Genomic DNA, 23943 nt, shown 5'->3' with positions numbered 1-23943 from the left:
ATGTGACTTCCGACGCGATGTGGGTAGGGCGGTGCTCGCGAGGCGGGATCCGCGGTCTGATCGGCCGCGGGATCACCGGTGTCGTACCCGGCTGGCACCATGGCCTCATGAACATCGTGCTCTTCCATTCGACCTACGGTCCGAGACCTGCCGTGGCCGCGGCGGCGGACCGGTTGCGCGCCGCCGGACACCAGGTGTGGACGCCGGACCTCTTCGGGGGCCGCACGTTCGACACCGTCGAGGAGGGCATGACCTTCAAGGACGAGATCGGCAAGGACGAACTGCTCAAGCGGGCCGTACTGGCCGCCGCGCCCTACTCGGAGCGGGGGCTCGTGTACGCCGGTTTCTCACTCGGTGCCTCCATCGCGCAGACGCTCGCGCTGGGCGACGACAAGGCCCGCGGTCTGCTCCTTCTGCACGGCACGTCGGACATCGCGGCCAACGCCGAGGTGGACGAGCTGCCCGTCCAACTGCATGTGGCCGAGCCGGATCCCTTCGAGACGGACGACTGGCTGAGCGCCTGGTATCTCCAGATGCGCAGAACGGGCGCCGATGTCGAGGTCTACCGGTATGCCGGAGCGGGCCACCTGTACACCGACCCCGAACTGCCGGACTACGACGAGGAGGCCGCCGAGGCCACCTGGCGGGTGGCGCTCGGCTTCCTCGACTCGCTGTAGCTGGATCCCCCGGACGCGTCCGGAACGGTGATCTACACCGGGTCGTAGGCGCGCTCCACCTTCTGGGTGCCGGTGCGGGTGCGGTACGAACGAGCCCAGGCCGACGTCGCGTCGGCCTTCGTGCGGTCGGACAGGACGTAGTAGTCCATCTGCGCCCGGTCGGCGGTGATGTCCAGGACGCCGTAGCCGTGGCGGTCGGTGTCGACCCAGTGGACGTGCCGGTTGGCGGCGCGGATGACCGGCGAGGCGATCGCGGAGACGGTGCCCTCGGGGACCTTCACCAGGTCGTCGAGGTTGTCGGAGGTCACCGAGGTGACCACGAACTCCGTGGCGGCGGAGGCGGACAGCGGGTACGTGCCGGCGTCCACCGGCACGTCGTTGGCCCACGCCATGTGGATGTCGCCGGTCAGGAAGACGGTGTTGCGGATCGCGTTCGAGCGCAGGTGGGCCAGCAGTTCACGGCGGTCGTCGGTGTAGCCGTCCCACTGGTCGGTGTTGAGGCCGAGGCCCTCCTGCGGCAGCCCCAGCAGCTTGGCGAGCGGCTTCAGGAGGTCCGCGGAGAGGGAGCCGATGGCGAACGGCGAGATCATCACCGAGTTGCCGACCAGCCGCCAGGCGGTGTCGGACGCCTTCAGCCCGGCCTTCAGCCAGTCGAGTTGGGCGCGTCCGGTGAGCGTACGGTCCGGGTCGTCGACCGAGCCGTTGCCGACGCCGACCTGCTGCGAACGGAAGGACCGCAGGTCCAGCAGCGAGAGGTCGGCGAGCCTGCCGAAGCGCAGCCGCCGGTAGGTGGTGCCGGCGACGGCCGTGCGCACCGGCATCCACTCGAAGTAGGCCTGCTTGGCGGCGGCCTGGCGGGCGGACCAGGTGCCCTCGGCGCCCTCGGTGTGGTTCTCGGCCCCGCCGGACCAGGCGTCGTTGGCGAACTCGTGGTCGTCCCAGATCGCGATCACGGGCGCGGTGCTGTGCAGCGCCTGGAGATCGGCGTCGCTCTTGTAACGCCCGTGCCGGACGCGGTAGTCGGCCAGCGTGAGGATCTCGTGGGACGGTGCGTGCGGCCGTACGACGGTGTCCCGGGTGCCGTACTCGCCGGTGCCGTACTCGTAGATGTAGTCGCCCAGGTGCAGCCAGGCGTCCAGGTCGCCGCGGGCCGCGAGATGGCGGTACGACGAGAAGTAGCCGGCCTCCCAGTTGGCGCAGGAGACCACCCCGAAGCGGAGGTTCGCCACGGTGGCGTCGGCGGCGGGCGCGGTGCGGGTGCGGGCGACGGGGGAGTCGGTGCCCCCGGCGGAGAAGCGGAACCAGTAGTCCGTCGCCGGCGCCAGGCCCCGCACGTCGGCCTTCACGGTGTGGTCGGAGGCCGCGGTGGCGGTGACCGAACCCTTGGCGACGATGGCGGTCATCGCCTTGTCCCTGGCGACCACCCAGTCGACCGGGGTGTCCGGGCCGAGCCCGGAGCCCGGTACCGCCTCGGCGGTGGGCGTCACCCGGGTCCACAGCAGGACGCCGTCGGGAAGCGGGTCACCGGAGGCGACACCGTGGAGGAAGGCGGGGGAGTCGGCGTCGGCCCGCGCGGGCAGGGCGGCGACGAGCGGACCGGCCAGCACCGCGGAGGCGGCTGCGGCCTTGACGACCGTACGGCGGCGCGGGGACAGGGAGTTGGCTGAACCGGCGCTCTCGGATGATCTGTATCGACTGGTCACGACCGATCAGGTTACTGATCGGTATAAGCCGAGAGCGGGCGAACTCGGAAAGTTCGCCCGCTCTTCACGTGGCGGCAGGAGTTCCCGCCGGTGTCAGCCCTTGAGAGCCTCGCCCACCACCTTGTCGAAGTCCGCCACCGTCATCAGAGGCTTGCCGTCGTTGAGCTGCTTGCCGTCCATGACGAAGCCCGGGGTGCCGGTCACGCCTTCCTTGTTGTCGTCGAAGGTCTTCGACATCGCCATCGCCCAGGCGTCGTAGGTGCCCTTCTTGACCGCGTCCTGGAACTTCGTGTTGTTCTTCAGCGCGGAGACGGTGTTCGCGACCTTGATGAGGTAGGCGTCGTCCTTGAACTTGTCGGTCGTCTCGTCCGGGTGCCACTTCGTCGAGTACATCGCGGCCTTGTACTCGAGGAACGCCTCGGGGCTCACGTTCAGCGCGGCGCCCAGGGCGCTCAGCGCGTTCTTGGAACCCTCGCCGTTGTCCTTGTTGTCGATGAACGTGGCGCCGACGTACTGGAACTTGAACTTTCCGTCGTCGATGTCCTTCTTCACGGTCGGGCCGACGGTCTGCTCGAACTGGGCGCAGATCGGACAGCGCGGGTCCTCGAAGATCTTGAGGGTCTTCTTCGCGCTGCTCTTGCCTATGACCACGGTGGTGCCGTCGGTGCCGGTGGTGTTGGCCGGGGCGACGACCTTCGCGTCCTTCATGGCCTCCCAGTGGCCGGGCTTCTGCGACTGGACGACGGCGTAACCGATGCCGCCGGCCAGCGCCAGCACGGCGACGACCGAACCGGCGACGATGGCCTGCCGCTTGACCTTGGCCCGCTTGGCCTCCCGCTCGCGCTCCGCGCGCAGCCTCTCCCGGGCGGCCGTCTTCGCTGCCTGGCTGTTCCGCTTGCTCATGGTGGTGTTCTCCGTAGGGGACGCGCACACGACGTGGGCGTGTGCGGGATACGTATGGGGTCCGGCTGGTGCTCAGCCGCTGTTCGGTGCCAGGACCATCAGAAGGGCCCTGTGGCCGAGCCCCGCTCGGGCTCAGGCGTGGGCGAACGCGACCGGGCACGGCGGTCCGCGCCGTCCCAGGGAGTGCACGAGGAGCCGCTCGCGCGCGGTGGTCGTACGCGGGCCGGGGTGCCGCGCGGGGAGCGCCGCGGGGGCCGTGCGTACCGTCACGGCCGCGACCGCCAGCAGCAGCGGGCGGAACGTGGTCGCGGCCACCGCCCGCAGCAGCTGGGCCAGCGCCCGCTCGCCGCGGCGCAGCCAGGCGGCGGCGAGGAGTCCGACGCCGACGTGCGCGGCCAGCAGCAGCCAAGTGGTCGCCGGGTCGGCGTGGGCGAGCAGCCCCGCGAGCCGGTCGGTGCCGCTGCCGGTCACCCGGGTCAGCGGGGCGCCCAGGCCGGTGCCGCCGCCGCACAGGACGTCGAAGCCGACGGAGCGCAGGGGGCCGGTGACCGGGCCGCCGGCCGCGCCGTAACAGACGTGCTGGCCGGTGGTGAACACCGTGTCGGCGGCCAGTTCCAGCGGGATCAGCAGGGCCGCGATCCGGCCGAAGCCGCGCTCCCGGCCGGCCAGGGCGTAGGCGACCGCGAACACGACGGCCGCGATCGCGGCCACCGTGTTCAGCGGCAGCGGGACCCGGGACAGCAGCACGTGCGACGCGCTGCTGAGTGTCACGACGAGTGCCGTGAACAGTGCCGCGCGTACGGCTCTGAGCTGAGTCCCGGATATGTCCATAGCGAAGACGAGTCTGTCACGTGGGCCGGTAAGGGACCCTTAAAAGATCCCTGTGAGCGGGCCTACCGACAGCGGATCGTCACAGACCCGGAATCCGGCCGTTGCGGAACAGGTCCACGAAGGTCTGGTGGTCGGCCCGCGCGCGTGCGCCGTACTCGTGTGCGAAGTCGACCAGGAGGCCCGCGAAGCCCTCCTCGTCGGCGGCGATCGCCGCGTCGATGGCGCGCTCGGTGGAGAACGGCACCAGGGACTCGCCGGACTGGTCGTCCGCCGCCGCGTGCATGGTGGCGGTGGCCCGGCCCAGGTCGGCGACGACCGCCGCGATCTCCTCGGGGTCGTCGATGTCGCCCCAGTCGAGGTCCACGGCGTACGGCGAGACCTCCGCGACCAGCTGGCCCGCCCCGTCCAGCTCGGTCCAGCCGAGCCACGGGTCGGCGTGCGCCTGGAGGGCGCGCTGGGAGATCACCGTGCGGTGCCCCTCGTGCTGGAAGTAGTCCCGGATCTCCGGGTCGGTGATGTGGCGCGAGACGGCCGGGGTCTGGGCCTGCTTGATGTAGATCACGACGTCGTTCTCCAGGGCGTCGCTGTGGCCCTCCAGCAGGATGTTGTACGAGGGCAGGCCCGCCGAGCCGATGCCGATGCCGCGGCGGCCGACGACGTCCTTCACGCGGTACGAGTCGGGGCGGGCCAGTGACGTGGCCGGCAGCGTCTCCAGATAGCCGTCGAAGGCGGCGAGGACCTTGTAGCGGGTGGCCGCGTCCAGCTCGATGGAGCCGCCGCCCGGGGCGAAGCGGCGCTCGAAGTCACGGATCTCCGTCATCGAGTCGAGCAGCCCGAAGCGGGTCAGCGAGCGGGCGTCACGCAACGCGTCCAGGAGCGGGCCCTGGGCGGTGTCCAGGGTGAAGGGCGGCACCTCGTCGCTCTTCGCGCCGGTGGCCAGGGCGTGGATGCGCTCGCGGTACGCGCCCGCGTACACCTCCACCAGCTCGGTGATCTGGTCGTCGCCGAGCGCCTTGGCGTACCCGATCAGCGCGATGGAGGCGGAGAAGCGCTTGAGGTCCCAGGTGAAGGGGCCGACGTACGCCTCGTCGAAGTCGTTCACGTTGAAGATCAGCCGGCCGTTGGCGTCCATGTACGTGCCGAAGTTCTCCGCGTGCAGGTCGCCGTGGATCCACACGCGGGAGGTGCGCTCGTCCAGGTACGGGCCGCCCCGCTTCGAGCCGAACTGATTGTTCGCAGTCAGGTCGTGGTAGAAGAGGGCGGCCGTGCCCCGGTAGAACGCGAAGGCCGAGGCCGCCATCTTGCGGAACTTCACGCGGAACGCGGCCGGGTCGGCGGCCAGCAGCCGTCCGAAGGCGGTGTCGAAGACGGCGAGGATCTCCTCGCCGCGGTGCTCGTCGTTGAGCTGCGGGACCGACATCGCTGGGTGCCTCCTGGTGCGGATGGTGCGTGACGAGTGGGACCGGACCTCCCGCCCGGACCAACGTGCGGCGGCCGGCGGGAGTGCCCGTTCTTCTTCACATGAAGGTACGCGGGGGAACCGGCTCGGTGTCAGTGTCGAGGCATAGACTTCGACGCTGTCCCCCGGACTGCCCGCAGCCGGTGGGACGCCCGTCGACGTTTGCCCGCCCGTCGCCCGACCACCGCCCCTCAACGAGGCGCTTCGCGCCACACTTTTCTCTTGGAGGCCGCAGCCGTGTCAAAGCCGCCGTTCACGCACCTGCACGTCCACACCCAGTACTCGCTGCTGGACGGTGCCGCGCGGCTCAAGGACATGTTCAAGGCGTGCGAGGAAATGGGCATGACCCACATCGCCATGTCCGACCACGGCAACCTCCACGGCGCGTACGACTTCTTCCACACCGCGAAGAAGTCCGGGGTCACCCCGATCATCGGCATCGAGGCGTATGTCGCGCCCGAGTCCCGCCGCAACAAGCGCAAGATCCAGTGGGGCCAGCCGCACCAGAAGCGGGACGACGTCTCCGGTTCGGGTGGTTACACCCACAAGACGATCTGGGCGGCCAATTCGACGGGCCTGCACAACCTCTTCAAGCTCTCCTCGGACGCGTACGCGGAGGGCTGGCTGCAGAAGTGGCCCCGGATGGACAAGGAGACCATCTCCCAGTGGTCCGAGGGGCTCATCGCCTCCACCGGCTGTCCCTCCGGCGAGCTCCAGACCCGGCTGCGCCTCGGCCAGTTCGACGAGGCCCTGAAGTCCGCCGCCGAGTACCAGGACATCTTCGGCAAGGACCGCTACTTCCTGGAGCTGATGGACCACGGCATCGACATCGAGCACCGGGTCCGCGACGGCCTCCTGGAGATCGGCAAGAAACTCGGCATCCCGCCGCTGGTCACCAACGACTCGCACTACACCTACGCGCACGAGGCGACCGCGCACGATGCCCTGCTGTGCATCCAGACCGGCAAGAACCTCTCCGACCCGGACCGCTTCCGCTTCGACGGCACCGGCTACTACCTGAAGTCCACGGACGAGATGTACGCCATCGACTCCTCGGACGCCTGGCAGGAGGGCTGCGCCAACACCCTCCTGGTGGCCGAGCAGATCGACACCGCCGGCATGTTCGAGGCGAAGAACCTCATGCCGAAGTTCGACATCCCCGAGGGCTACACGGAGGTCACCTGGTTCAAGGAGGAGGTCCGCCGCGGCATGGAGCGCCGCTTCTCCGGCAACGTGCCGGAGGACCGCCAGAAGCAGGTCGAGTACGAGATGGACGTCATCATCCAGATGGGGTTCCCGGGGTACTTCCTGGTCGTCGCCGACTTCATCATGTGGGCCAAGAACCAGGGCATCGCGGTCGGACCCGGCCGTGGTTCCGCCGCAGGTTCCATCGTCGCGTACGCCATGGGCATCACCGACCTCGACCCGATCCCGCACGGCCTGATCTTCGAGCGGTTCCTCAACCCCGAGCGCGTCTCCATGCCCGACGTCGACATCGACTTCGACGAGCGTCGGCGCGTCGAGGTGATCAGGTACGTCACGGAGAAGTACGGCGCCGACAAGGTCGCCATGATCGGCACGTACGGCAAGATCAAGGCGAAGAACGCCATCAAGGACTCCGCGCGCGTGCTGGGCTACCCGTACGCCATGGGCGACCGCCTCACCAAAGCGATGCCCGCCGACGTCCTCGGCAAGGGCATCGACCTCAACGGCATCACCGACCCCTCGCACCCCCGCTACAGCGAGGCCGGCGAGATCCGCGCGATGTACGAGAACGAGCCGGACGTCAAGAAGGTCATCGACACCGCCAAGGGCGTCGAGGGCCTGGTCCGGCAGATGGGTGTGCACGCCGCCGGCGTCATCATGTCCAGCGAGCCCATCGTCGACCACGCCCCTCTGTGGACCCGGCACACCGACGGCGTGACCATCACGCAGTGGGACTACCCGCAGTGCGAGTCGCTCGGCCTGCTGAAGATGGACTTCCTCGGCCTGCGCAACCTGACGATCATGGACGACGCCGTCAAGATGGTGCGGTCCAACAAGGGCATCGACCTCCAGCTGCTCGATCTGCCGCTCGACGACCCGACGACCTTCGAACTGCTCCAGCGCGGTGAGACCCTCGGCGTCTTCCAGTTCGACGGCGGCCCCATGCGCTCCCTGCTGCGCCTGATGAAGCCCGACAACTTCGAGGACATCTCCGCCGTCTCCGCGCTCTACCGTCCGGGCCCGATGGGCATGGACTCGCACACCAACTACGCGCTGCGCAAGAACAAGCTCCAGGAGATCACCCCCATCCACAAGGAGCTCGAAGAGCCCCTCAGGGAGGTCCTGGACGTCACCTACGGCCTGATCGTCTACCAGGAGCAGGTGCAGAAGGCCGCCCAGATCATCGCCGGCTACTCGCTCGGCGAGGCCGACATCCTGCGCCGCGTGATGGGCAAGAAGAAGCCCGACGAACTGGCGAAGAACTTCGTCCTCTTCCAGCAGGGCGCCCGCAAGAACGGCTACAGCGACGAGGCGATCCAGGCCCTGTGGGACGTGCTGGTCCCCTTCGCCGGCTACGCCTTCAACAAGGCGCACTCCGCCGCGTACGGCCTGGTCTCGTACTGGACCGGGTATCTGAAGGCGAACTATCCCGCCGAGTACATGGCCGCGCTGCTGACCTCGGTCAAGGACGACAAGGACAAGTCGGCCGTCTACCTCAACGAGTGCCGGCGCATGGGCATCAAGGTGCTCCCGCCGAACGTCAACGAGTCGCTGCACAACTTCGCCGCGCAGGGCGACGACGTGATCCTCTTCGGCCTCGAAGCCGTGCGCAACGTCGGCACGAACGTGGTCGAGTCGATCATCAAGAGCCGTAAGGCCAAGGGCAAGTACAGCTCCTTCCCCGACTACCTCGACAAGGTCGAGGCGGTCGCGTGCAACAAGCGCACCACGGAGTCGCTGATCAAGGCGGGCGCGTTCGACACCCTGGGGCACACCCGCAAGGGCCTCACCGCGCACTTCGAGCCGATGATCGACAACGTGGTGGCGGTCAAGCGCAAGGAGGCCGAGGGGCAGTTCGACCTCTTCGGCGGCATGGGCGAGGAGGACACCAGCGAGCCCGGCTTCGGACTCGACGTGGAGTTCACCACCGACGAGTGGGACAAGACCTACCTCCTCGCCCAGGAGCGGGAGATGCTCGGCCTGTACGTCTCCGACCACCCGCTCTTCGGTCTGGAGCACGTGCTGTCCGACAAGGCGGACGCCGGCATCGCCCAGCTCACCGGAGGTGAGCACGCGGACGGCGCGGTCGTCACCATCGGCGGCATCATCTCCGGCCTCCAGCGCAAGATGACCAAGCAGGGCAACGCCTGGGCCATCGCCACGGTGGAGGACCTGGCCGGTTCCATCGAGTGCATGTTCTTCCCGGCCACCTACCAGCTCATCTCGACCCAACTCGTCGAGGACGCCGTGGTGTTCGTCAAGGGCCGCCTCGACAAGCGCGAGGACGTGCCGCGCCTGGTCGCCATGGAGCTCCAGGTGCCGGACCTGTCGAACGCGGGCACCAACGCGCCGGTGATCCTCACCATCCCGGCCACCCGGGTCACTCCGCCCATGGTCAGCCGCCTCGGTGAGATCCTCACGCACCACAAGGGCGAGAGCGAGGTCCGGATCAAACTCCAGGGCCCGCGCAAGACGACCGTGCTGCGTCTGGACCGGCACCGTGTCAAGCCCGACCCGGCGTTGTTCGGCGACCTGAAGGTGCTGTTGGGCCCGTCCTGCCTGGCGGGCTGAAAGCAGGCGGTCGACGTGCGCGAGGGGCGCATCCGGTCTCGGATGCGCCCCTCGGTGTCTCGATGGTGTCTCGGTGGGCGTCAACAGCCCGTCACCCGGATGTCAGTTGTGACCTGAAGTCAGTTGTGACCGAAGCGCTTGTGACGCCCCTTGCGGGCCATGTCGCCCGGACTCACCTGCGGGGAGTGCTCCTCGCCCTGCGTCTCCATCGACGACGGGCGGGCCGCCTGCTGACCGCGCTCGGACTGGGGCTGCTTACGGTCCTGCTTCTTGTTCTTGGCCATGGTGCTGCCTCCTGTGGGGGGTCTAGGGGCCAGGGCCGGGACCAGATTCACATAGGCTGACAAAGAGCGCATGTCGGATAATTACCGTGTGTGACAGGGCTTGTCGGAGCGCGAGGAGCCGAAACGCCACGCCGAAGATCGAGTTCGGGCCGTTAACCCCCGCGCGGTCGGGCAGACTCGAAGCAAGCCCGAAGCAAACCTCCCGGGAAGAGGGTGAGTCGTGTGGACCGCTGCATCGTCCTGGTGGACGCCGGGTATCTGCTGGGGGCCGCCGCCAGTCTCCTTGCCGGGGAACCCTCGCGATCCCGTATCACCGTCGACCACGCCGCCCTCATCCAGGGGCTGCGCGAACGCGCCGAGTCCGACACCGAACGGCCGCTGTTGCGCATCTACTGGTTCGACGGCGCCCCCGACCGCGTCCCGCAGCCCGAACACCGCAGGCTGCGCGTGATGCCCCGGGTCACCGTCCGGCTGGGCGCCCTGACCCGCAGCGACGGACGCTGGGCCCAGAAGGGCGTGGACGCCGCGATGCACGCCGAGCTGACCGAGCTGGCCCGCAACCGTGCCTGCTCCGACGTCGTCCTGGTCACCGGAGACGGTGATCTGCTCCCGGGCATGATGGCGGCCAAGGAACACGGGGTCGCCGTACACCTGTGGGCCGTGCAGGCCGCCGACGGGGACTACAACCAGTCCGAGGACCTGGTCGCCGAGGCCGACGAGCGGCGCGTGCTCGACCGTACGTGGATCACCAAGGCCGTACGCGCCAAGGACCTCGGCGGGGTCTGCGCTCCGCCGCCCGCGCCACGTCCCGAGATCGCCGCGATCCTGTCGGCGCCGCTGCCCGAGTCCGGGCTCTCCTCGGCGGCCGAGCGTTCCACTGAGGAGGCCGAGCACGCCACGGTGGCCGGTTCCTCGGAGAACGGCACCGAGGAACGAACGCCGGCCACGAAGGGCGTACCCACGCCGAAGGACCTGGCCGCGCTGCGCGCTCCCGGTGTCCAGCCCGCCCAGCCGCCCCAGACCGCGACCCTGCGGTGGTCCTCCGACAAGGGCTGGGTCGACCGGCCCGGCGCCGCCTCCGAACCTCCCGAGGTGGCGTCCATGCCGACGCTGGCGCAGCTGACCACGGCGGAGCAGCGGTGGGCCGACCGGGAGGAGGACATCACCACGGTCGGCGGGGACCCGTTCGAGGTCGGACAGGTGTTCGCCAGGAGATGGATGGAGCGGCTCGGGGACCAGGGCGCCAACCTGCAGAAGCTGTCCCAGATGTATCCGCGGGTCCCGCACCGCATCGACGGCGAGCTGCTGCGGTACGCGGCCCGGTTCGGGCTGCTCGCCCACAAGGACGACCAGATCGACGAGCACGACCGCTACGCCATCCGGGCCGGGTTCTGGCGGGAGATCGACCTACGGACGGCGGCGGGGCACGCCCCCGCGGCCGAGTGAGATCGTTACCCCCCGGATTCCCCCTTATGGGCCGCCCCGGGAACCGGCCGGGGCGGCGGACCACGTAGTCTCGTCACTTGTGAGTACGCGCGCGACACCGGCACTTCGGCACAGTGGTGATGTCGTGTGCGCCGTGCGCGGGCTGACCAAGACCTATCCGGCGGTACGGGGTCGGCGCGGCGTTCCCGCGACCTCCGAGGTGAGAGCCACCGACGACGTACGCCTGGACATCCGGCGCGGTGAGATCTTCGGGCTGCTGGGCCCCAACGGCGCCGGGAAGACCACCCTCGTACGGCAGCTGACCGGGCTGATGCGGCCCGACCGGGGGAGCGTCGAGATCCTCGGACACGACATCGTCCGTCACCCGGAGCGGGCCGCCCGACTCCTCGCCTACCTGGGGCAGGAGTCCTCCGCCCTGGACGAACTCACCGTGTCACTCGCCGCCGAGACCACCGGTCGGCTGCGCGGACTGGACGCGCGGGGCGCCCGGGCCGAGCGGGACGCCGTACTGGACGAACTCGGCCTCGCGCCGCTCGCCGGGCGGCCGCTGAAGAAGCTGTCCGGCGGGCAGCGCCGACTGGCCTGCTTCGCCACCGCGCTGGTGGGCCGGCGGCCGCTGCTCGTGCTCGACGAGCCGACCACCGGAATGGACCCCGTGGCGCGCCGCGCGGTCTGGGGCGCCGTCGACCGGCGCCGCGCCGAACACGGCGCGACCGTCCTGCTGGTCACCCACAACGTCATCGAGGCGGAGACCGTCCTGGACCGGGTCGCCGTCCTCGACCGGGGCCGGGTGATCGCCTGCGACACCCCCACCGGCCTCAAGGAACAGGTCGCCGGGGAGGTGCGGGTCGACCTGGTGTGGCGCGAGACGGCTCCGCTGCACGTGCCCGAGGTCGCCGCGCTGCGCGAGCGGTCCGTGGAGTCCGGGCGCCGCTGGACCCTCAGACTCGCCCCGGACGAGGCCCGCACGGTCGTCGCCACCGTCACCGGCGGGGCCGCGTTCGCCGCGCTGGACGACTTCACGCTCGCCACGCCCAGCCTGGAGGACGTGTACCTCGCCCTGGGCGGCGCGGCGCAGCAGGGGCTGGTGAAGGCGTGAGCACGTTGAGTACGCGGACCGTCGCATCCGTACGCACCAGGACGAACGCCGCAGTGAGACCGAGTGAGGGGAGCCGCACGAGGTGAGTGTCGTACCCGCCGAGGTGGTGCCGGGCAGTGCCCTGGCCGCCGAGGAGCCGGTCCGTGAGGCGGCCGAGCTCGGTCCACGCGCGCGGCTGTGGCCGGCGCTGGTGGCCGTGTACCGGGCGCAGCTGTCCCGGGCACGGGTCGCGCGCATCCCGCTGCTGTTCGTGGCGACCTTCCAGTCGATCGGGATCATGATCCTGATGCGGGGCGTCGTCGACGGCGGCGGTGAGGCGCAGGCGGTGGTGGCCGGGTCGTCGGTCCTCGTCGTCGCCTTCGTCGCGCTGAACCTGCTCGCGCAGTACTTCGGGCAGTTGCGGGGCAGTGGCGGGCTCGATCACTACGCCACGCTGCCGGTGCCGCCGGCCGCCGTGGTGCTGGGCGCGGCGGGCGCGTACGCGTCCTTCACCGTGCCGGGGACCGTGGTGACCGCGGTGTTCGGGTCCGTGCTGTTCGGGCTGCCGCTGACGCACCTGTGGATCCTCGTCGCCGTCATCCCGCTCGCGGGCGCCGCGCTCGCCGGGCTCGGGGCCGCGCTGGGACTGCTCGCGCCGCGTCCGGAACTGGCCACGCTGCTCGGGCAGCTCGGCATGTCGGCGGCGCTGCTGCTGGGGGTCCTGCCCGCGGACCGGATGCCGGAGGCGGTGCGCTTCACCCGGGATCTGCTGCCGTCGACGTACGGCGTCGAGGCCTTCGCGCGTACCTTCGGGCCGCACCCCGACTGGGCCTTCGTCCTCGGTGATCTCGCCGTCTGCGGCGGAGTCGGCGTGGTCTCGCTGGCCGTCGCCACCTGGGCGTACCGCCGGGCGGCCGTCCGGTGACGCGCCGCACAGGCGCGCCTGGCACGATGTCAGAGTGACCGCACCGTTGACTCCTCCTCCACCGCCCCACGAACAGCCCGCGCACCGTGCGTGGCCGGGGTCGCCTCCCGGGTATGTGGCTCCCGTGCCGGACCCGACGTACGGCACGAACGGTTCGTACGGACAGGATGGGCCCGGGATGAAGACCGAAGTGCGGGAAGCCGCCGTGATCACGGTGGCGGTGGCCCTCGCCGGGGTGCTGCTGGGCGTGCTGTGGTGGTGGCTGGCCCCGCACGTCCCGCTGGTGGGTGACGTGGTCGACAAGAGCTGGGTCGTCTACCTCAAGGAGTCCGAGGGCGAGCAGGCGGTCGGGGTCGATGGAACGTTCACTCTGCTGGGGCTGGCCTTCGGGGCGCTGAGCGCGCTCGTCGTCTTCCTGCTGCGACGGCGCGGGGGAGTGCCGCTGGTGGTGGCGCTCGGCGTCGGAGGGCTGCTGGGATCGCTGCTGGCCTGGCGCCTCGGCGTGTGGCTCGGGCCGACCCAGGACGTGATCGCCCACGCGAAGTCCGCGGGCAGGCAGGTCACCTTCTCCGCGCCGCTGAAGCTGGGCGCCAAGGGGGCGTTGCTGACGTGGTCGCTGGCGGCCCTGGTGGTGCACCTGGGCCTGACCGCCCTGTTCGGGCCCCGGGATCCGGAGCCGCACGGCCCCTATGAGCAGGACCCCGCCCCGAAGGACCCCTACGGCGCCCCGGAGGCGTGAGCCGGACCGTGCCGGGCCCCGCGGGCCCGGACCGGGGTTGATCGAACGGCACCGCCGTCACGCACGCCCGATGGGCGCCACCACCGCGTCCGTGAGGTCGGCCAGGGCCGACGGGGAGAGTTTCACCTCCAGGCCGCGGCGGCCCGCCGAGACACAGATCGTCGGATGGGCGGACGCCGACGCGTCGAGGACCGTGGGCAGCTTCCTGCGCTGCCCGAGCGGGGAGATGCCGCCGCGTACGTACCCCGTGGTGCGTTCGGCGAGTGCCGGGTCGGCCATGGTGGCCCGCTTGCCGCCGGCCGCCGACGCCAGCGCCTTGAGGTCCAGCTGGCCCGCCACCGGGACCACCGCGACCGTCAGGGCCCCGTCCACGTCCGCCACCAGCGTCTTGAACACCCGCTCCGGTGACACGCCCATGGCCGCGGCCGCCTCCTCGCCGTAGGACGGGTGGGAGGGGTCGTGGTCGTAGGAGTGGACCGTGTACGACACCCCTGCGGCCGTCAGGGCCACCGTCGCGGGCGTGCCGCCCGACTGCTGCTTCTTCGCCTTCTTCGCCATCGCGGCCTGATCCCGCCTGTTTTGAGGTCGTGCGTCAGTTGAGACTCATCGGGCCCCGCGTCAGTTCCGCCGCGGGCAACGACGGCAGACTACGGATGATCGACGTCTCCGAGCGAAGGAGTTTCAGCTCGTCGCGCAGCCGGGACGCGGCGTCCGGGGCCTGGAGCAGGCGCTGCTTGGTCGGGGTGTCCAGCATCATCGCCGCGGCCACCAGGTAGGAGAGCACGGACGGTTCGTCCGGCAGGTCCGAGCCGGTCGACAGGGACCGCTCACGGGCGCCCGCGAGCCGCTTCTGGTACTTGCGGAAGGACCGCAGCACCCCCTCGGCCAGCGCCCCCGCCTCGTCGCCCGGATCCTCCGCGAGCTCCTCCAGCTCGGCCGTCAGGAACGGACCGGAGGCGTCGACGGACAGCAGGCGCACCCGCGTGGTGCCGGTGGCCAGGACCTCGAAGGTGCCGTCGGCCCGTTCCCGGATGGTCGCCGCGTCCGCGACGCAGCCGACACCGTGGAACGCCTTGATCGGGTCGTCGCCGAAGCCTGCCGCCGGTCCGCGCTCGGGCACGGCCGTCTGGTCCGGCAGGCCCGGGGAGGTCGTCGCCACCTCGTGGCCGTCGCGGATGGTCACGACGGCGAACTGTCGCGACTCGTCCTCAGGGGTCTTCACCAGCTCGCGCATCATGGCGCGATAGCGCTCCTCGAAGATGTTCAGAGGAAGCACGAGCCCCGGGAACAACACAGAGTTCAGGGGAAAGAGCGGGAGCCGCACGGTGGTCACGACGCAAGAGCCTAGTGGTCGCCGGAGTGGGCACGTTCGCCGTGCTCACTCCGTGGATGGACGGAAGGGGTTCGCCGACGGGTCTCGCCCCGGTTCTGGTCCCGGATCCGGGACCAGATCTCGTGGCGGATCTCCAGGAACTTGGCGAGCGGATCGTCCGAGAACCGGTCCCAGGGGAACGAGGCGGCGTACGGGCCGATCTGGCGCAGTTGCTCCGCGGCGTCCGTCCAGCGCTCCAGCCGCACCAGGACGTACATCAGCTTGTTGCGGACCTCGGCGGGCCACGGGTCGGCCGCCGGGAAGCGGGCGGAGAGCGCGATCGCCCGGTCGGCGGCCGCGTCCAGGCGTTCCCGCGTCACCTCGGGGCCGCGGCCGTCGGCCGGTCCGTCCGCGGGTCCGTCGGCCCGGCCGTGGATCAGACCGACGGTCAGGCAGGAGAAGGCCGCCCGGGCCGGCAGCGCCTGGACGAGCGAGTCGGCCGGGGCATCGTGCGCGGCCAGCTCGGCGAAGTCGAAACACGCGGGCAGGGAGCCCCGCCAGGACGAGGCCAGGTACCGCATCGCCGCGACATGGCAGCCGTAGTGGTGCGGGGCACGGCGGACGGCCGCCTCCCACAGCTCCTCGAAGTACCTGTGGCCGGCGCTCGAGCCGCGCGCGTGGTCCAGCGCGATCCGCCACGGCACCGGATCGCGCAGGTCGCCGCGGGCGGCGGCGGTGATCGACGGGCTCACCTCGCGCAGCAGTTCCGCCCGCGCCGGCGACCGCCAGACGCGGTCCACCGCGAGCTGCGCGCCCACCAGCAGTGCGTCCGGATCGTGCGGGGCGGCCGTGCGCCAGGCCTCGTACCACTCGTCGCGCGAACGGGCGAAGGCCGCGAGCCTGCGCAGGTAGCGGTCCCGCATCTCCCACTCCGCGCTCGCCCGGGTGGCGCTCAGCAGCGCCGACGCGGGGCCGTACTCGCCCTGGGCTGCCGCGACCAGCGCGGGGCCCAGCCGGTCGTCGGGCGCGTCGAGCAGCACCTCGTCGTCGGCGGACAGTCCGCCGGCCTGACGCGAGGTGGTCCGAGAGGCCCGGTTGAACGGGGGCAGCAGAGCCATGGTGACGACCATTGAAAGACCGCAGGTCACGCGGACGCCAGCGGGAACGGCCAACTCGCGGAAAGTTGTGCCCGCCGAGGAAAAGGGAAAGTAAAATGGTGACCGTTCAACAACTTGGGCATCACCAGCCTCACCTGTCTCACCTGCCCGGACAGATCTCACGATCTCAGTTGCGCCGTAACAGCCGCGTCGCGCCCGCCGCCACCGTCGTCGCCAGGATCCAGCCCAGCAGGATGATCGCGGCGGCCAGCCACTGCCAGCCGCCGCGCAGCTGCCAGAACCCGACCTGGCCGAGGTCGATGACCGGAAGCAGCAGATCCAGCGCGAACAGCGCGGGGTTCCACGGCGGATGCTCGCCGCGCTTGAGTGGTGGGTGGTCGGCGTGCGCGAAGGCCACCGAACTCGCCGCCCACAGCACCGCCATCCACACGGCGGCCCGGCCCGGCCGGTATCCGTAGGCCACCGTCCAGTCCTGGACGTACCCCCACAACTTGCCGGCGACCGGCAGGCTCTCCCGACGCCGGCGCTGTTTGGCGAGCAGCACCTCGCGCGCGTCCTCGTCCTCGCCTCCGGCCCGCAGCACGGCGGCCAGCAGTTCGTACGGCTCCGGGTTGTACTCGGCGGTCGCCGCCGCCACCCACTCCAGCCGTTCGTTCAGCGGGAACGGGCCGCGCGGAACCAGGTTCTCGTAGGTGAAGCCGCCCATGTGCAGCCGGCCCGGCCCCGGCCAGGCGTCCGCCCGGTCCATCAGGTTGACCACCCGCGCCCCCGACAGCACCACCGCCCCCCGGGCCGGCCGTTCCCCGAGGAAGCGCAGCTCGGGCGTCTGTACGCGGCGCAGCGACAGCTCCTGCTCGTCGGTGAGGGTGAACCGGGCCCGCTCCAGATCGACGGCGTCCCCGAACCGTCCGTCGTCCAGGCGCAGCCCGCCCTGACACTCGAAGCGCTGGATGCGCGTCCCGCGCGCGGGCGTCGTCCCGCTCAGCTGGAGGCCGCCGACGCCGGCCGGGGTCAGGTACAGCGAGCGTTCCACGGTCAGCTGGGGGGCGTTCAGGGCGAGCCGGGTGTACGGGTTGACCAGCCGGGCGCCGCGCAGGCTCAGCGAGACGCCGATCTTGGCGCTGCGCAGACTCAGCTCGCCGTGCGACTCCAGCATCTCGGCCTGGAGGTCCTGCCCGACGGTCAGGCCGTCGGCGGCGATCGAACGGCCGCTGCGGTCGCGGTAGACGATCGCCTGGTTCATCAGCAGGTCGGTGCCTATCTGCGCGTCGGTGAGCCGGACGCCGTTGTGGAAGCGGCAGCGCGGCAGGTGCAGATCGCCCTCCGTGTGCACCCGGGCGGCCTCCAGGCGCGGCACCGAGCAGTCCACCAGCCGCAGGGTCGTGAAGCGGGCCTCCGGCAGCAGGACGTCCCGCTCGAAGCGGCACTCGCGCATCTCGACGTAGGGCACCACCGTGCCGCCCGCGAGGTCCAGGGCGCCGCTGATCTGCACGCCCACGAGCTTCAGGGAGGACACTCGGCCCGCGAGCGCCGGCGGGCCGTCCAGGAGCAGCCAGCACACGATCCGTGCCCGCACGGTCCGGTCGGCGCCCCAGGGATGGCCCCCGTGCGGATCGTCGACGACGGTGTCGCCGCTGCTCAGGTCGTACACGCTGCCGTTGCGGAAGGCCTGCCACATGCCGGCCTCGGCGGCGGTCAGATCACCCGGCAGGTCCCCGTCCGGGACACCGGCCCCCTCGCTCACCGGTTCTCTTCCTCCTCAGTGGCGTTTCCTTGTCTCATACAACCTTTCATGCCCGCTGAGTGACGCCCCGAACGCCCAGCGTGAAGGCGATCTTCCAGGTTTCCTCCGGGATTCGTATCAGCCATTGATACGCGCGAACAGTGCCCGATCCGGGTCTGAGAGAATTGACCGCGTGCTGCAACATTCCCCGATGGCCCGCATCGATCTGCGCGGCGACGCCCTCCCCGAGGGCCCCGCCCTGCGCGACCTGCTGCCCCGAGCCGAGTTCGACGTTCAGGCCGCCCTGGAGAAGGTGCGCCCGATCTGCGAGGCCGTGCATCATCGGGGCGACGCGGCGATGATCGACTTCGCGGAGAAGTTCGACGGCGTGCGCCTGGCCTCGATCAGGGTCCCGGCCGAGGCACTCACCCGGGCCCTGGCGGAACTGGACCCGGCGGTGCGCGCGGCCCTGGAGGAGTCCATCCGCCGCGCCCGGCTCGTCCACCGGGAGCAGCGGCGCGCCGCCCACACCACCCAGGTCGTGCCCGGCGGCTCGGTGACCGAGAAATGGGTCCCCGTCGACCGGGTCGGGCTGTACGCGCCCGGCGGCCGGTCGGTCTACCCGTCCTCCGTGATCATGAACGTGGTCCCCGCGCAGGAGGCCGGCGTCGAGTCGATCGCGCTCGCCTCCCCCGCGCAGTCCGACTTCGACGGGCTGCCGCACCCGACGATCCTCGCCGCCTGCGCCCTGCTCGGCGTCGACGAGGTGTACGCCGCGGGCGGCGCGACCGCCGTCGCGATGTTCGCGTACGGCACCGAGTCCTGCCCGCCGGCCACCATGGTCACCGGCCCTGGCAACATCTGGGTCGCCGCCGCCAAGCGCTACTTCACCGGCAAGATCGGTATCGACGCCGAGGCCGGCCCGACCGAGATCGCGATCCTCGCCGACGACACGGCCGACCCGGTGCACGTCGCCGCCGACCTGATCAGCCAGGCCGAGCACGACCCGCTGGCCGCCGCCGTGCTGGTGACCGACTCCGTCGCGCTCGCCGACGCCGTCGAGAAGGAACTGGAGCCGCAGGTCGCCGCGAGCAAGCACGTGCAGGACCGCATCTCCCCGGCGCTGCGCGGCCGGCAGTCCGCGATCGTGCTGGTCGACGGGATCGACGAGGGGCTGAAGGTGGTCGACGCGTACGGCGCCGAACACCTGGAGATCCAGACCGCGGACGCGGCCGCGGTGGCCGACCGGGTGCGCAACGCCGGCGCGATCTTCGTCGGGCCCTGGGCGCCGGTCTCGCTCGGCGACTACGCCGCCGGGTCCAACCACGTGCTGCCCACCGGCGGCTGCGCCTGCCACTCCTCGGGCCTGTCCGTCCAGTCCTTCCTGCGCGGCATCCACATCGTGGACTACACCCGGGACGCGCTGGCCGACGTGGCGCATCACGTGGTCACGCTGGCGGAGGCGGAGGATCTGCCCGCACACGGCGCGGCGATCAAGGCAAGGTTCGGCTGGAAGGTACCGGCGAGCAAGTGAGCTTCGGAATCGACGATCTCCCCGTACGGGACGAGCTGCGCGGCAAGTCACCTTATGGCGCGCCCCAGTTGGATGTCCCGGTACGGCTGAACACCAACGAGAACCCCTACCCGCTGCCCGAGCCGCTGGTCGAGCGGATCGCCGAGCGGGTGCGCGCGGCGGCGCGGAACCTGAACCGCTACCCGGACCGTGACGCCGTCGAGCTGCGCACCCGGCTCGCCGAGTACCTGACGACCACGTCCGGCCACGAGGTCGGCCTGGCCGACGTCTGGGCGGCCAACGGCTCCAACGAGGTCATCCAGCAGCTGCTGCAGACCTTCGGCGGACCGGGCCGCACGGCGATCGGCTTCGAGCCGTCGTACTCGATGCACGCCCTGATCGCGCGCGGCACGGGCACGGGCTGGATCTCCGGCCCCCGCAACGACGACTTCACGATCGACCTCGCCGCGGCCGAGAAGGCCATCGCCGAGAACCAGCCCGACGTCGTCTTCGTCACCACCCCCAACAACCCCACCGGCACCGCGGTCCCGCCGGATACCGTCCTCGCGCTGTACGAGGCCGCGCAGGCCGCGAGGTCCGCGAGCGCCGGGGCGATGGTCGTGGTCGACGAGGCGTACATCGAGTTCAGCCACGGCGACTCGCTGCTGCCGCTCATCGAGGGCCGGCCGAACCTCGTCCTCTCGCGGACGATGTCCAAGGCGTTCGGAGCGGCCGGCCTGCGCCTCGGCTATCTCGCCGCGCACCCCGCGGTCGTGGACGCCGTCCAGCTCGTACGGTTGCCCTACCACCTGTCGGCGATCACCCAGGCGACCGCGCTGGCCGCCCTGGAGCACACCGACACCCTGCTCGGGTACGTCGAGCAGCTGAAGGCCGAGCGGGACCGGCTGGTCGCCGAACTGCTGGCGATCGGCTACGAGGTCACCGCGTCGGACGCCAACTTCGTCCAGTTCGGACGGTTCGACGACGCGCATGCGATGTGGCGCAGGATCCTCGACCGGGGTGTCCTGGTCCGGGACAACGGCGTACCCGGCTGGCTGCGGGTGACCGCCGGAACCCCCGAAGAGAACGACGCGTTCCTCGACGCGGTCCGTGAGTTGAAGAAGGAGAGCGCATGAGCCGCGTAGGCCGCGTTGAGCGGGTGACGAAGGAGACCTCGGTCCTCGTCGAGATCGATCTCGACGGTTCCGGCAAGGTCGAGGTGTCCACGGGCGTGGGCTTCTACGACCACATGCTCGACCAGCTCGGCCGGCACGGTCTGTTCGACCTGACCGTGAAGACCGAGGGCGACCTGCACATCGACTCCCACCACACCATCGAGGACACCGCCCTCGCGCTGGGCGCCGCCTTCAAGCAGGCCCTCGGCGACAAGGTGGGCATCTACCGCTTCGGCAACTGCACGGTCCCCCTGGACGAGTCCCTCGCCCAGGTCACCGTCGACCTGTCGGGCCGCCCCTACCTCGTGCACACCGAGCCCGAGAAGATGGCGCCGATGATCGGCGAGTACGACACCACGATGACCCGGCACATCCTCGAGTCGTTCGTCGCCCAGGCACAGATCGCGCTGCACGTGCACGTGCCCTACGGGCGCAACGCGCACCACATCGTGGAGTGCCAGTTCAAGGCGCTCGCCCGGGCCCTCAGGTACGCCTGTGAGCGCGACCCGCGCGCGGCCGGGATTCTCCCCTCCACGAAGGGCGCGCTGTGAACGGGCTGTCCACCATCCTGATCGTCTTCGGGCTCTTCCTCCTCGGCGGCATCTACTCGTTCGTCAAGCAGAAGATGCCGAAGAACCTCATCGTGCTGCTCTCCATCGGCGCCGCGATGTGCCTGGTCGCCGGTGTCATGAGGCTGGAGGTGTGGAATTGAGCTCCGTCGGCAAGCGGCAGGTCGTCGTCTTCGACTACGGCTTCGGCAACGTGCGTTCCGCCGAGCGGGCCCTCGCCCGCGCGGGCGCCGACGTCGAGATCACGCGTGACTTCGACCGGGCCATGAACGCGGACGGCCTGCTGGTGCCGGGCGTCGGGGCCTTCGCCGCCTGCATGAAGGGCCTGCGGGAGGCCCGCGGGGACTGGATCATCGACCGTCGGCTGTCCGGTGGCCGTCCGGTCATGGGCATCTGCGTCGGCATGCAGATCCTGTTCGCGCGCGGCATCGAGCACGGAGTGGAGACCGAGGGCCTGGACGAGTGGCCCGGCTCGGTCGCGCCGCTGGAGGCCGACATCGTGCCCCACATGGGCTGGAACACCGTGGACGTGCCCACCGGCTCCGAGCTGTTCGCGGGCCTGGACGCGGACGCCCGCTTCTACTTCGTGCACTCCTACGCCGTGCACGACTGGAGCCTGGAGACCGCGAACCCGGCGATGCGCGCCCCGCTGGTGACCTGGTCGACGCACGGCAAGCCCTTCGTGGCCGCCGTGGAGAACGGCGCCCTGTGGGCCACCCAGTTCCACCCCGAGAAGTCCGGCGACGCCGGAGCGCAGCTGCTCACCAACTGGATCGGAACCCTCTGATGTCTTCCAACCCCCCGGGACGGCTCGAACTCCTCCCCGCCGTGGACGTCCGTGACGGCCAGGCGGTCCGGCTGGTGCACGGCGAGTCCGGCTCGGAGACCTCGTACGGCTCCCCGCTGGAGGCCGCCCTGGCCTGGCAGCGCTCGGGCGCCGAGTGGCTGCACCTGGTCGACCTGGACGCCGCGTTCGGCACCGGCGACAACCGCGCCCTGATCGGCGAGGTCGCCGAGCGCATGAAGGACCTGGACGTCAAGGTCGAGCTGTCCGGCGGCATCCGCGACGACGCCACACTGGCCGCCGCCCTGGCCACCGGCTGCGCCCGGGTCAACCTCGGCACGGCCGCCCTGGAGACGCCCCAGTGGGTCGCCGAGGTCATCACCCGGCACGGTGACCAGATCGCGGTCGGTCTCGACGTACGGGGGACAACCCTGCGCGGACGCGGCTGGACCCGTGACGGCGGCGACCTCTACGAGACGCTGGAGCGGCTCGACAAGGAGGGCTGCGCGCGCTACGTGGTGACCGACATCGCGAAGGACGGCACGCTGCAGGGCCCGAACCTGGAGCTGCTGCGGAACGTGTGCGCGGCGACGGACCGGCCGGTCGTGGCGTCCGGTGGTGTGTCGTCGCTTGACGACCTGCGGGCCATCGCCGAACTGGTACCTCTCGGTGTTGAGGGCGCCATCGTCGGGAAGGCGCTGTATGCGAAGGCGTTCACCCTCGAAGAAGCCCTGGAGGCGGTAGCCAAGTGAGCGATCTGCGACGCGTCACGACCGGCGCGCCCTGGGAGGAGACCTTCGGGTACTCCCGCGCGGTGGAACTGCCCAACGGCCTGGTCCTGGTCTCCGGTTGCACCTCGATAGTGGACGGCGAGATCGCCGGCGGCGATCCGTACGAGCAGACGGTCAACGCCTTCAACGTCGCGTTCGCGGCGCTCGGGGAACTGGGGCTCGGCCGCGAGGACGTCGTGCGGACCCGGCTGTACCTCACCCACGCCCGGGACGTGGAGGAGGTCGGACGCGCTCACAAGGAGCTGTTCGACACCGTCCGGCCCGCCGCCTCAATGATCATCGTCTCCGGCTTCGTGGACCCCAGCCTGGTCGTCGAGGTCGAGGTGGAGGCGTTCCGCAGGGAGGGCACCGCATGACCCTCGCCGTACGAGTGATCCCCTGCCTGGACGTGGACGGCGGCCGGGTCGTCAAGGGCGTCAACTTCCAGAACCTGCGCGACGCGGGCGACCCCGTCGAGATGGCCAAGGTGTACGACACCGAGGGCGCCGACGAACTGACATTCCTGGACATCACCGCCTCCTCGGGCAACCGCGAGACGACCTACGACGTGGTGCGCCGCACCGCCGAGCAGGTGTTCATCCCGCTGACGGTCGGCGGGGGAGTCCGCACCGCCGAGGACGTGGACAAGCTGCTGCGGGCGGGCGCGGACAAGGTGGGCGTGAACACCGCGGCCATCGCCCGCCCGGACCTGATCCGCGAGATCGCCGAACGCTTCGGCCGTCAGGTGCTGGTGCTTTCGGTGGACGCGCGCCGTACCGAGTCCGGCTCCTTCGAGGTCACCACCCACGGTGGCCGCAAGGGCACCGGCATCGACGCCGTCGAGTGGGCGCACCGGGCCGCCGAGCTGGGAGCGGGGGAGATCCTGCTCAACTCGATGGACGCGGACGGCACCAAGGACGGCTACGACCTGGAGATGATCGCCGCCGTCCGCAAGCACGTCACGGTCCCGGTGATCGCCTCCGGCGGCGCGGGAAAGCTGGCGGACTTCCCGCCGGCCGTCGCGGCGGGCGCGGACGCGGTGCTCGCGGCCTCCGTGTTCCACTTCGGTGATCTGCGGATCGGGCAGGTCAAGGACGCGCTGCGGGAGTCGGGGCATCCGGTGAGGTGACCTGGTCGGCTGCGATGTGAACCCCGGT

General features: G+C 70.7%; 23 protein-coding genes. 14 read left to right on the top strand and 9 right to left on the bottom strand.

Features of this window, described 5'->3' with window-relative positions; all coding sequences use genetic code 11:
- Window positions 1-107 precede the first annotated feature (107 nt).
- Window positions 108-677, top strand: coding sequence for a dienelactone hydrolase family protein (locus tag ABZ027_RS12285; RefSeq protein ID WP_356767144.1), 570 nt, complete (start codon window positions 108-110; stop codon window positions 675-677).
- A 32-nt stretch (window positions 678-709) separates the two neighbouring features.
- Here the strand turns inward: ABZ027_RS12285 and ABZ027_RS12280 are convergent, their stop codons facing one another.
- The 4 genes from ABZ027_RS12280 to ABZ027_RS12265 all read right to left on the bottom strand — a co-directional run bounded on the left by ABZ027_RS12280 (window position 710) and on the right by ABZ027_RS12265 (window position 5534).
- Window positions 710-2380: an alkaline phosphatase D family protein gene (locus tag ABZ027_RS12280; RefSeq protein WP_356767142.1), complete on the bottom strand. Its 1671-nt coding sequence runs from the start codon at window positions 2378-2380 to the stop codon at window positions 710-712.
- Between the two features lie 93 nt (window positions 2381-2473).
- Window positions 2474-3283, bottom strand: a complete 810-nt coding sequence (locus tag ABZ027_RS12275; RefSeq protein WP_356767140.1) for a thioredoxin domain-containing protein — start codon at window positions 3281-3283, stop codon at window positions 2474-2476.
- A gap of 132 nt (window positions 3284-3415) precedes the next feature.
- Complete coding sequence (locus ABZ027_RS12270; protein ID WP_356767138.1) at window positions 3416-4114, bottom strand: hypothetical protein; 699 nt, start codon at window positions 4112-4114, stop codon at window positions 3416-3418.
- Window positions 4115-4193: 79 nt separating this feature from the next.
- On the bottom strand, window positions 4194-5534 hold the full coding sequence (locus tag ABZ027_RS12265; protein ID WP_356767136.1) for a DUF2252 domain-containing protein: 1341 nt from the start codon (window positions 5532-5534) through the stop codon (window positions 4194-4196).
- 276 nt (window positions 5535-5810) lie between these two features.
- Here ABZ027_RS12265 and dnaE point away from each other — a divergent pair, with 276 nt between their 5' ends.
- On the top strand, window positions 5811-9350 hold the full coding sequence (gene dnaE, locus ABZ027_RS12260) for a DNA polymerase III subunit alpha (protein ID WP_356767134.1): 3540 nt from the start codon (window positions 5811-5813) through the stop codon (window positions 9348-9350).
- 119 nt (window positions 9351-9469) lie between these two features.
- On the opposite strand, the gene ABZ027_RS12255 is transcribed toward dnaE, so the two are convergent.
- Window positions 9470-9634 (bottom strand): hypothetical protein, encoded by a 165-nt coding sequence (locus ABZ027_RS12255; protein WP_356767132.1) that lies wholly within the window; start codon window positions 9632-9634, stop codon window positions 9470-9472.
- Window positions 9635-9856: 222 nt separating this feature from the next.
- Between ABZ027_RS12255 and ABZ027_RS12250 the strand changes: the two genes are divergently transcribed.
- The 4 genes from ABZ027_RS12250 (at window position 9857) to ABZ027_RS12235 (ending at window position 13822) form a co-directional block, all read left to right on the top strand.
- Window positions 9857-11080 carry an NYN domain-containing protein gene (locus ABZ027_RS12250; RefSeq protein WP_356767130.1) on the top strand — a complete coding sequence of 408 codons (1224 nt, stop codon included), beginning with the start codon at window positions 9857-9859 and terminating at the stop codon, window positions 11078-11080.
- A gap of 124 nt (window positions 11081-11204) precedes the next feature.
- A complete protein-coding gene (locus tag ABZ027_RS12245; RefSeq protein WP_356767128.1) occupies window positions 11205-12179 on the top strand; it encodes an ABC transporter ATP-binding protein in 975 nt (324 codons plus the stop codon).
- Between the two features lie 82 nt (window positions 12180-12261).
- Window positions 12262-13083, top strand: coding sequence for an ABC transporter permease (locus ABZ027_RS12240; protein WP_356767126.1), 822 nt, complete (start codon window positions 12262-12264; stop codon window positions 13081-13083).
- A gap of 34 nt (window positions 13084-13117) precedes the next feature.
- Window positions 13118-13822 (top strand): AAA family ATPase, encoded by a 705-nt coding sequence (locus ABZ027_RS12235; RefSeq protein ID WP_356767124.1) that lies wholly within the window; start codon window positions 13118-13120, stop codon window positions 13820-13822.
- Between the two features lie 57 nt (window positions 13823-13879).
- Here ABZ027_RS12235 and ybaK read toward each other — a convergent pair whose 3' ends face one another.
- The 4 genes from ybaK to ABZ027_RS12215 form a co-directional block, all read right to left on the bottom strand.
- The gene (gene ybaK / locus ABZ027_RS12230) at window positions 13880-14380 is read right to left on the bottom strand and encodes a Cys-tRNA(Pro) deacylase (protein WP_356767122.1); all 501 of its coding nucleotides are present in this window, start codon (window positions 14378-14380) and stop codon (window positions 13880-13882) included.
- 34 nt (window positions 14381-14414) lie between these two features.
- Complete coding sequence (locus ABZ027_RS12225) at window positions 14415-15155, bottom strand: LON peptidase substrate-binding domain-containing protein (RefSeq protein WP_356767120.1); 741 nt, start codon at window positions 15153-15155, stop codon at window positions 14415-14417.
- An 11-nt stretch (window positions 15156-15166) separates the two neighbouring features.
- Window positions 15167-16264: a hypothetical protein gene (locus ABZ027_RS12220; RefSeq protein ID WP_356767118.1), complete on the bottom strand. Its 1098-nt coding sequence runs from the start codon at window positions 16262-16264 to the stop codon at window positions 15167-15169.
- 154 nt (window positions 16265-16418) lie between these two features.
- Window positions 16419-17996 carry an oxidoreductase gene (locus ABZ027_RS12215; RefSeq protein ID WP_356767116.1) on the bottom strand — a complete coding sequence of 526 codons (1578 nt, stop codon included), beginning with the start codon at window positions 17994-17996 and terminating at the stop codon, window positions 16419-16421.
- A 190-nt stretch (window positions 17997-18186) separates the two neighbouring features.
- Here ABZ027_RS12215 and hisD point away from each other — a divergent pair, with 190 nt between their 5' ends.
- The 8 genes from hisD to hisF are packed head-to-tail and all read left to right on the top strand — an operon-like array spanning window position 18187 to window position 23915.
- Complete coding sequence (hisD, locus tag ABZ027_RS12210) at window positions 18187-19509, top strand: histidinol dehydrogenase (protein WP_356767114.1); 1323 nt, start codon at window positions 18187-18189, stop codon at window positions 19507-19509.
- Window positions 19506-20624 carry a histidinol-phosphate transaminase gene (locus ABZ027_RS12205; RefSeq protein ID WP_356767112.1) on the top strand — a complete coding sequence of 373 codons (1119 nt, stop codon included), beginning with the start codon at window positions 19506-19508 and terminating at the stop codon, window positions 20622-20624. The genes hisD and ABZ027_RS12205 overlap by 4 nt, the downstream gene beginning before the upstream one ends.
- Complete coding sequence (gene hisB / locus ABZ027_RS12200) at window positions 20621-21214, top strand: imidazoleglycerol-phosphate dehydratase HisB (RefSeq protein ID WP_356767110.1); 594 nt, start codon at window positions 20621-20623, stop codon at window positions 21212-21214. Before ABZ027_RS12205 ends, hisB begins: the two co-directional genes overlap by 4 nt.
- Window positions 21211-21375, top strand: coding sequence for a hypothetical protein (locus tag ABZ027_RS12195; protein WP_356767108.1), 165 nt, complete (start codon window positions 21211-21213; stop codon window positions 21373-21375). The genes hisB and ABZ027_RS12195 overlap by 4 nt, the downstream gene beginning before the upstream one ends.
- The gene (hisH, locus tag ABZ027_RS12190; protein WP_356767106.1) at window positions 21366-22019 is read left to right on the top strand and encodes an imidazole glycerol phosphate synthase subunit HisH; all 654 of its coding nucleotides are present in this window, start codon (window positions 21366-21368) and stop codon (window positions 22017-22019) included. Before ABZ027_RS12195 ends, hisH begins: the two co-directional genes overlap by 10 nt.
- Window positions 22019-22768, top strand: a complete 750-nt coding sequence (priA, locus tag ABZ027_RS12185; protein WP_356767104.1) for a bifunctional 1-(5-phosphoribosyl)-5-((5-phosphoribosylamino)methylideneamino)imidazole-4-carboxamide isomerase/phosphoribosylanthranilate isomerase PriA — start codon at window positions 22019-22021, stop codon at window positions 22766-22768. The genes hisH and priA overlap by 1 nt, the downstream gene beginning before the upstream one ends.
- On the top strand, window positions 22765-23163 hold the full coding sequence (locus ABZ027_RS12180) for a RidA family protein (RefSeq protein WP_356767102.1): 399 nt from the start codon (window positions 22765-22767) through the stop codon (window positions 23161-23163). The genes priA and ABZ027_RS12180 overlap by 4 nt, the downstream gene beginning before the upstream one ends.
- A complete protein-coding gene (hisF, locus tag ABZ027_RS12175) occupies window positions 23160-23915 on the top strand; it encodes an imidazole glycerol phosphate synthase subunit HisF (RefSeq protein ID WP_356767100.1) in 756 nt (251 codons plus the stop codon). Before ABZ027_RS12180 ends, hisF begins: the two co-directional genes overlap by 4 nt.
- Window positions 23916-23943: the final 28 nt, after the last annotated feature.

The organism is Streptomyces sp. NPDC006332, assembly GCF_040612855.1.
In the GTDB taxonomy this organism is placed as follows: domain Bacteria; phylum Actinomycetota; class Actinomycetes; order Streptomycetales; family Streptomycetaceae; genus Streptomyces.
Note: the sequence above shows the minus strand (reverse complement) of the source record. Positions and strands in the feature narration are given on the sequence as shown.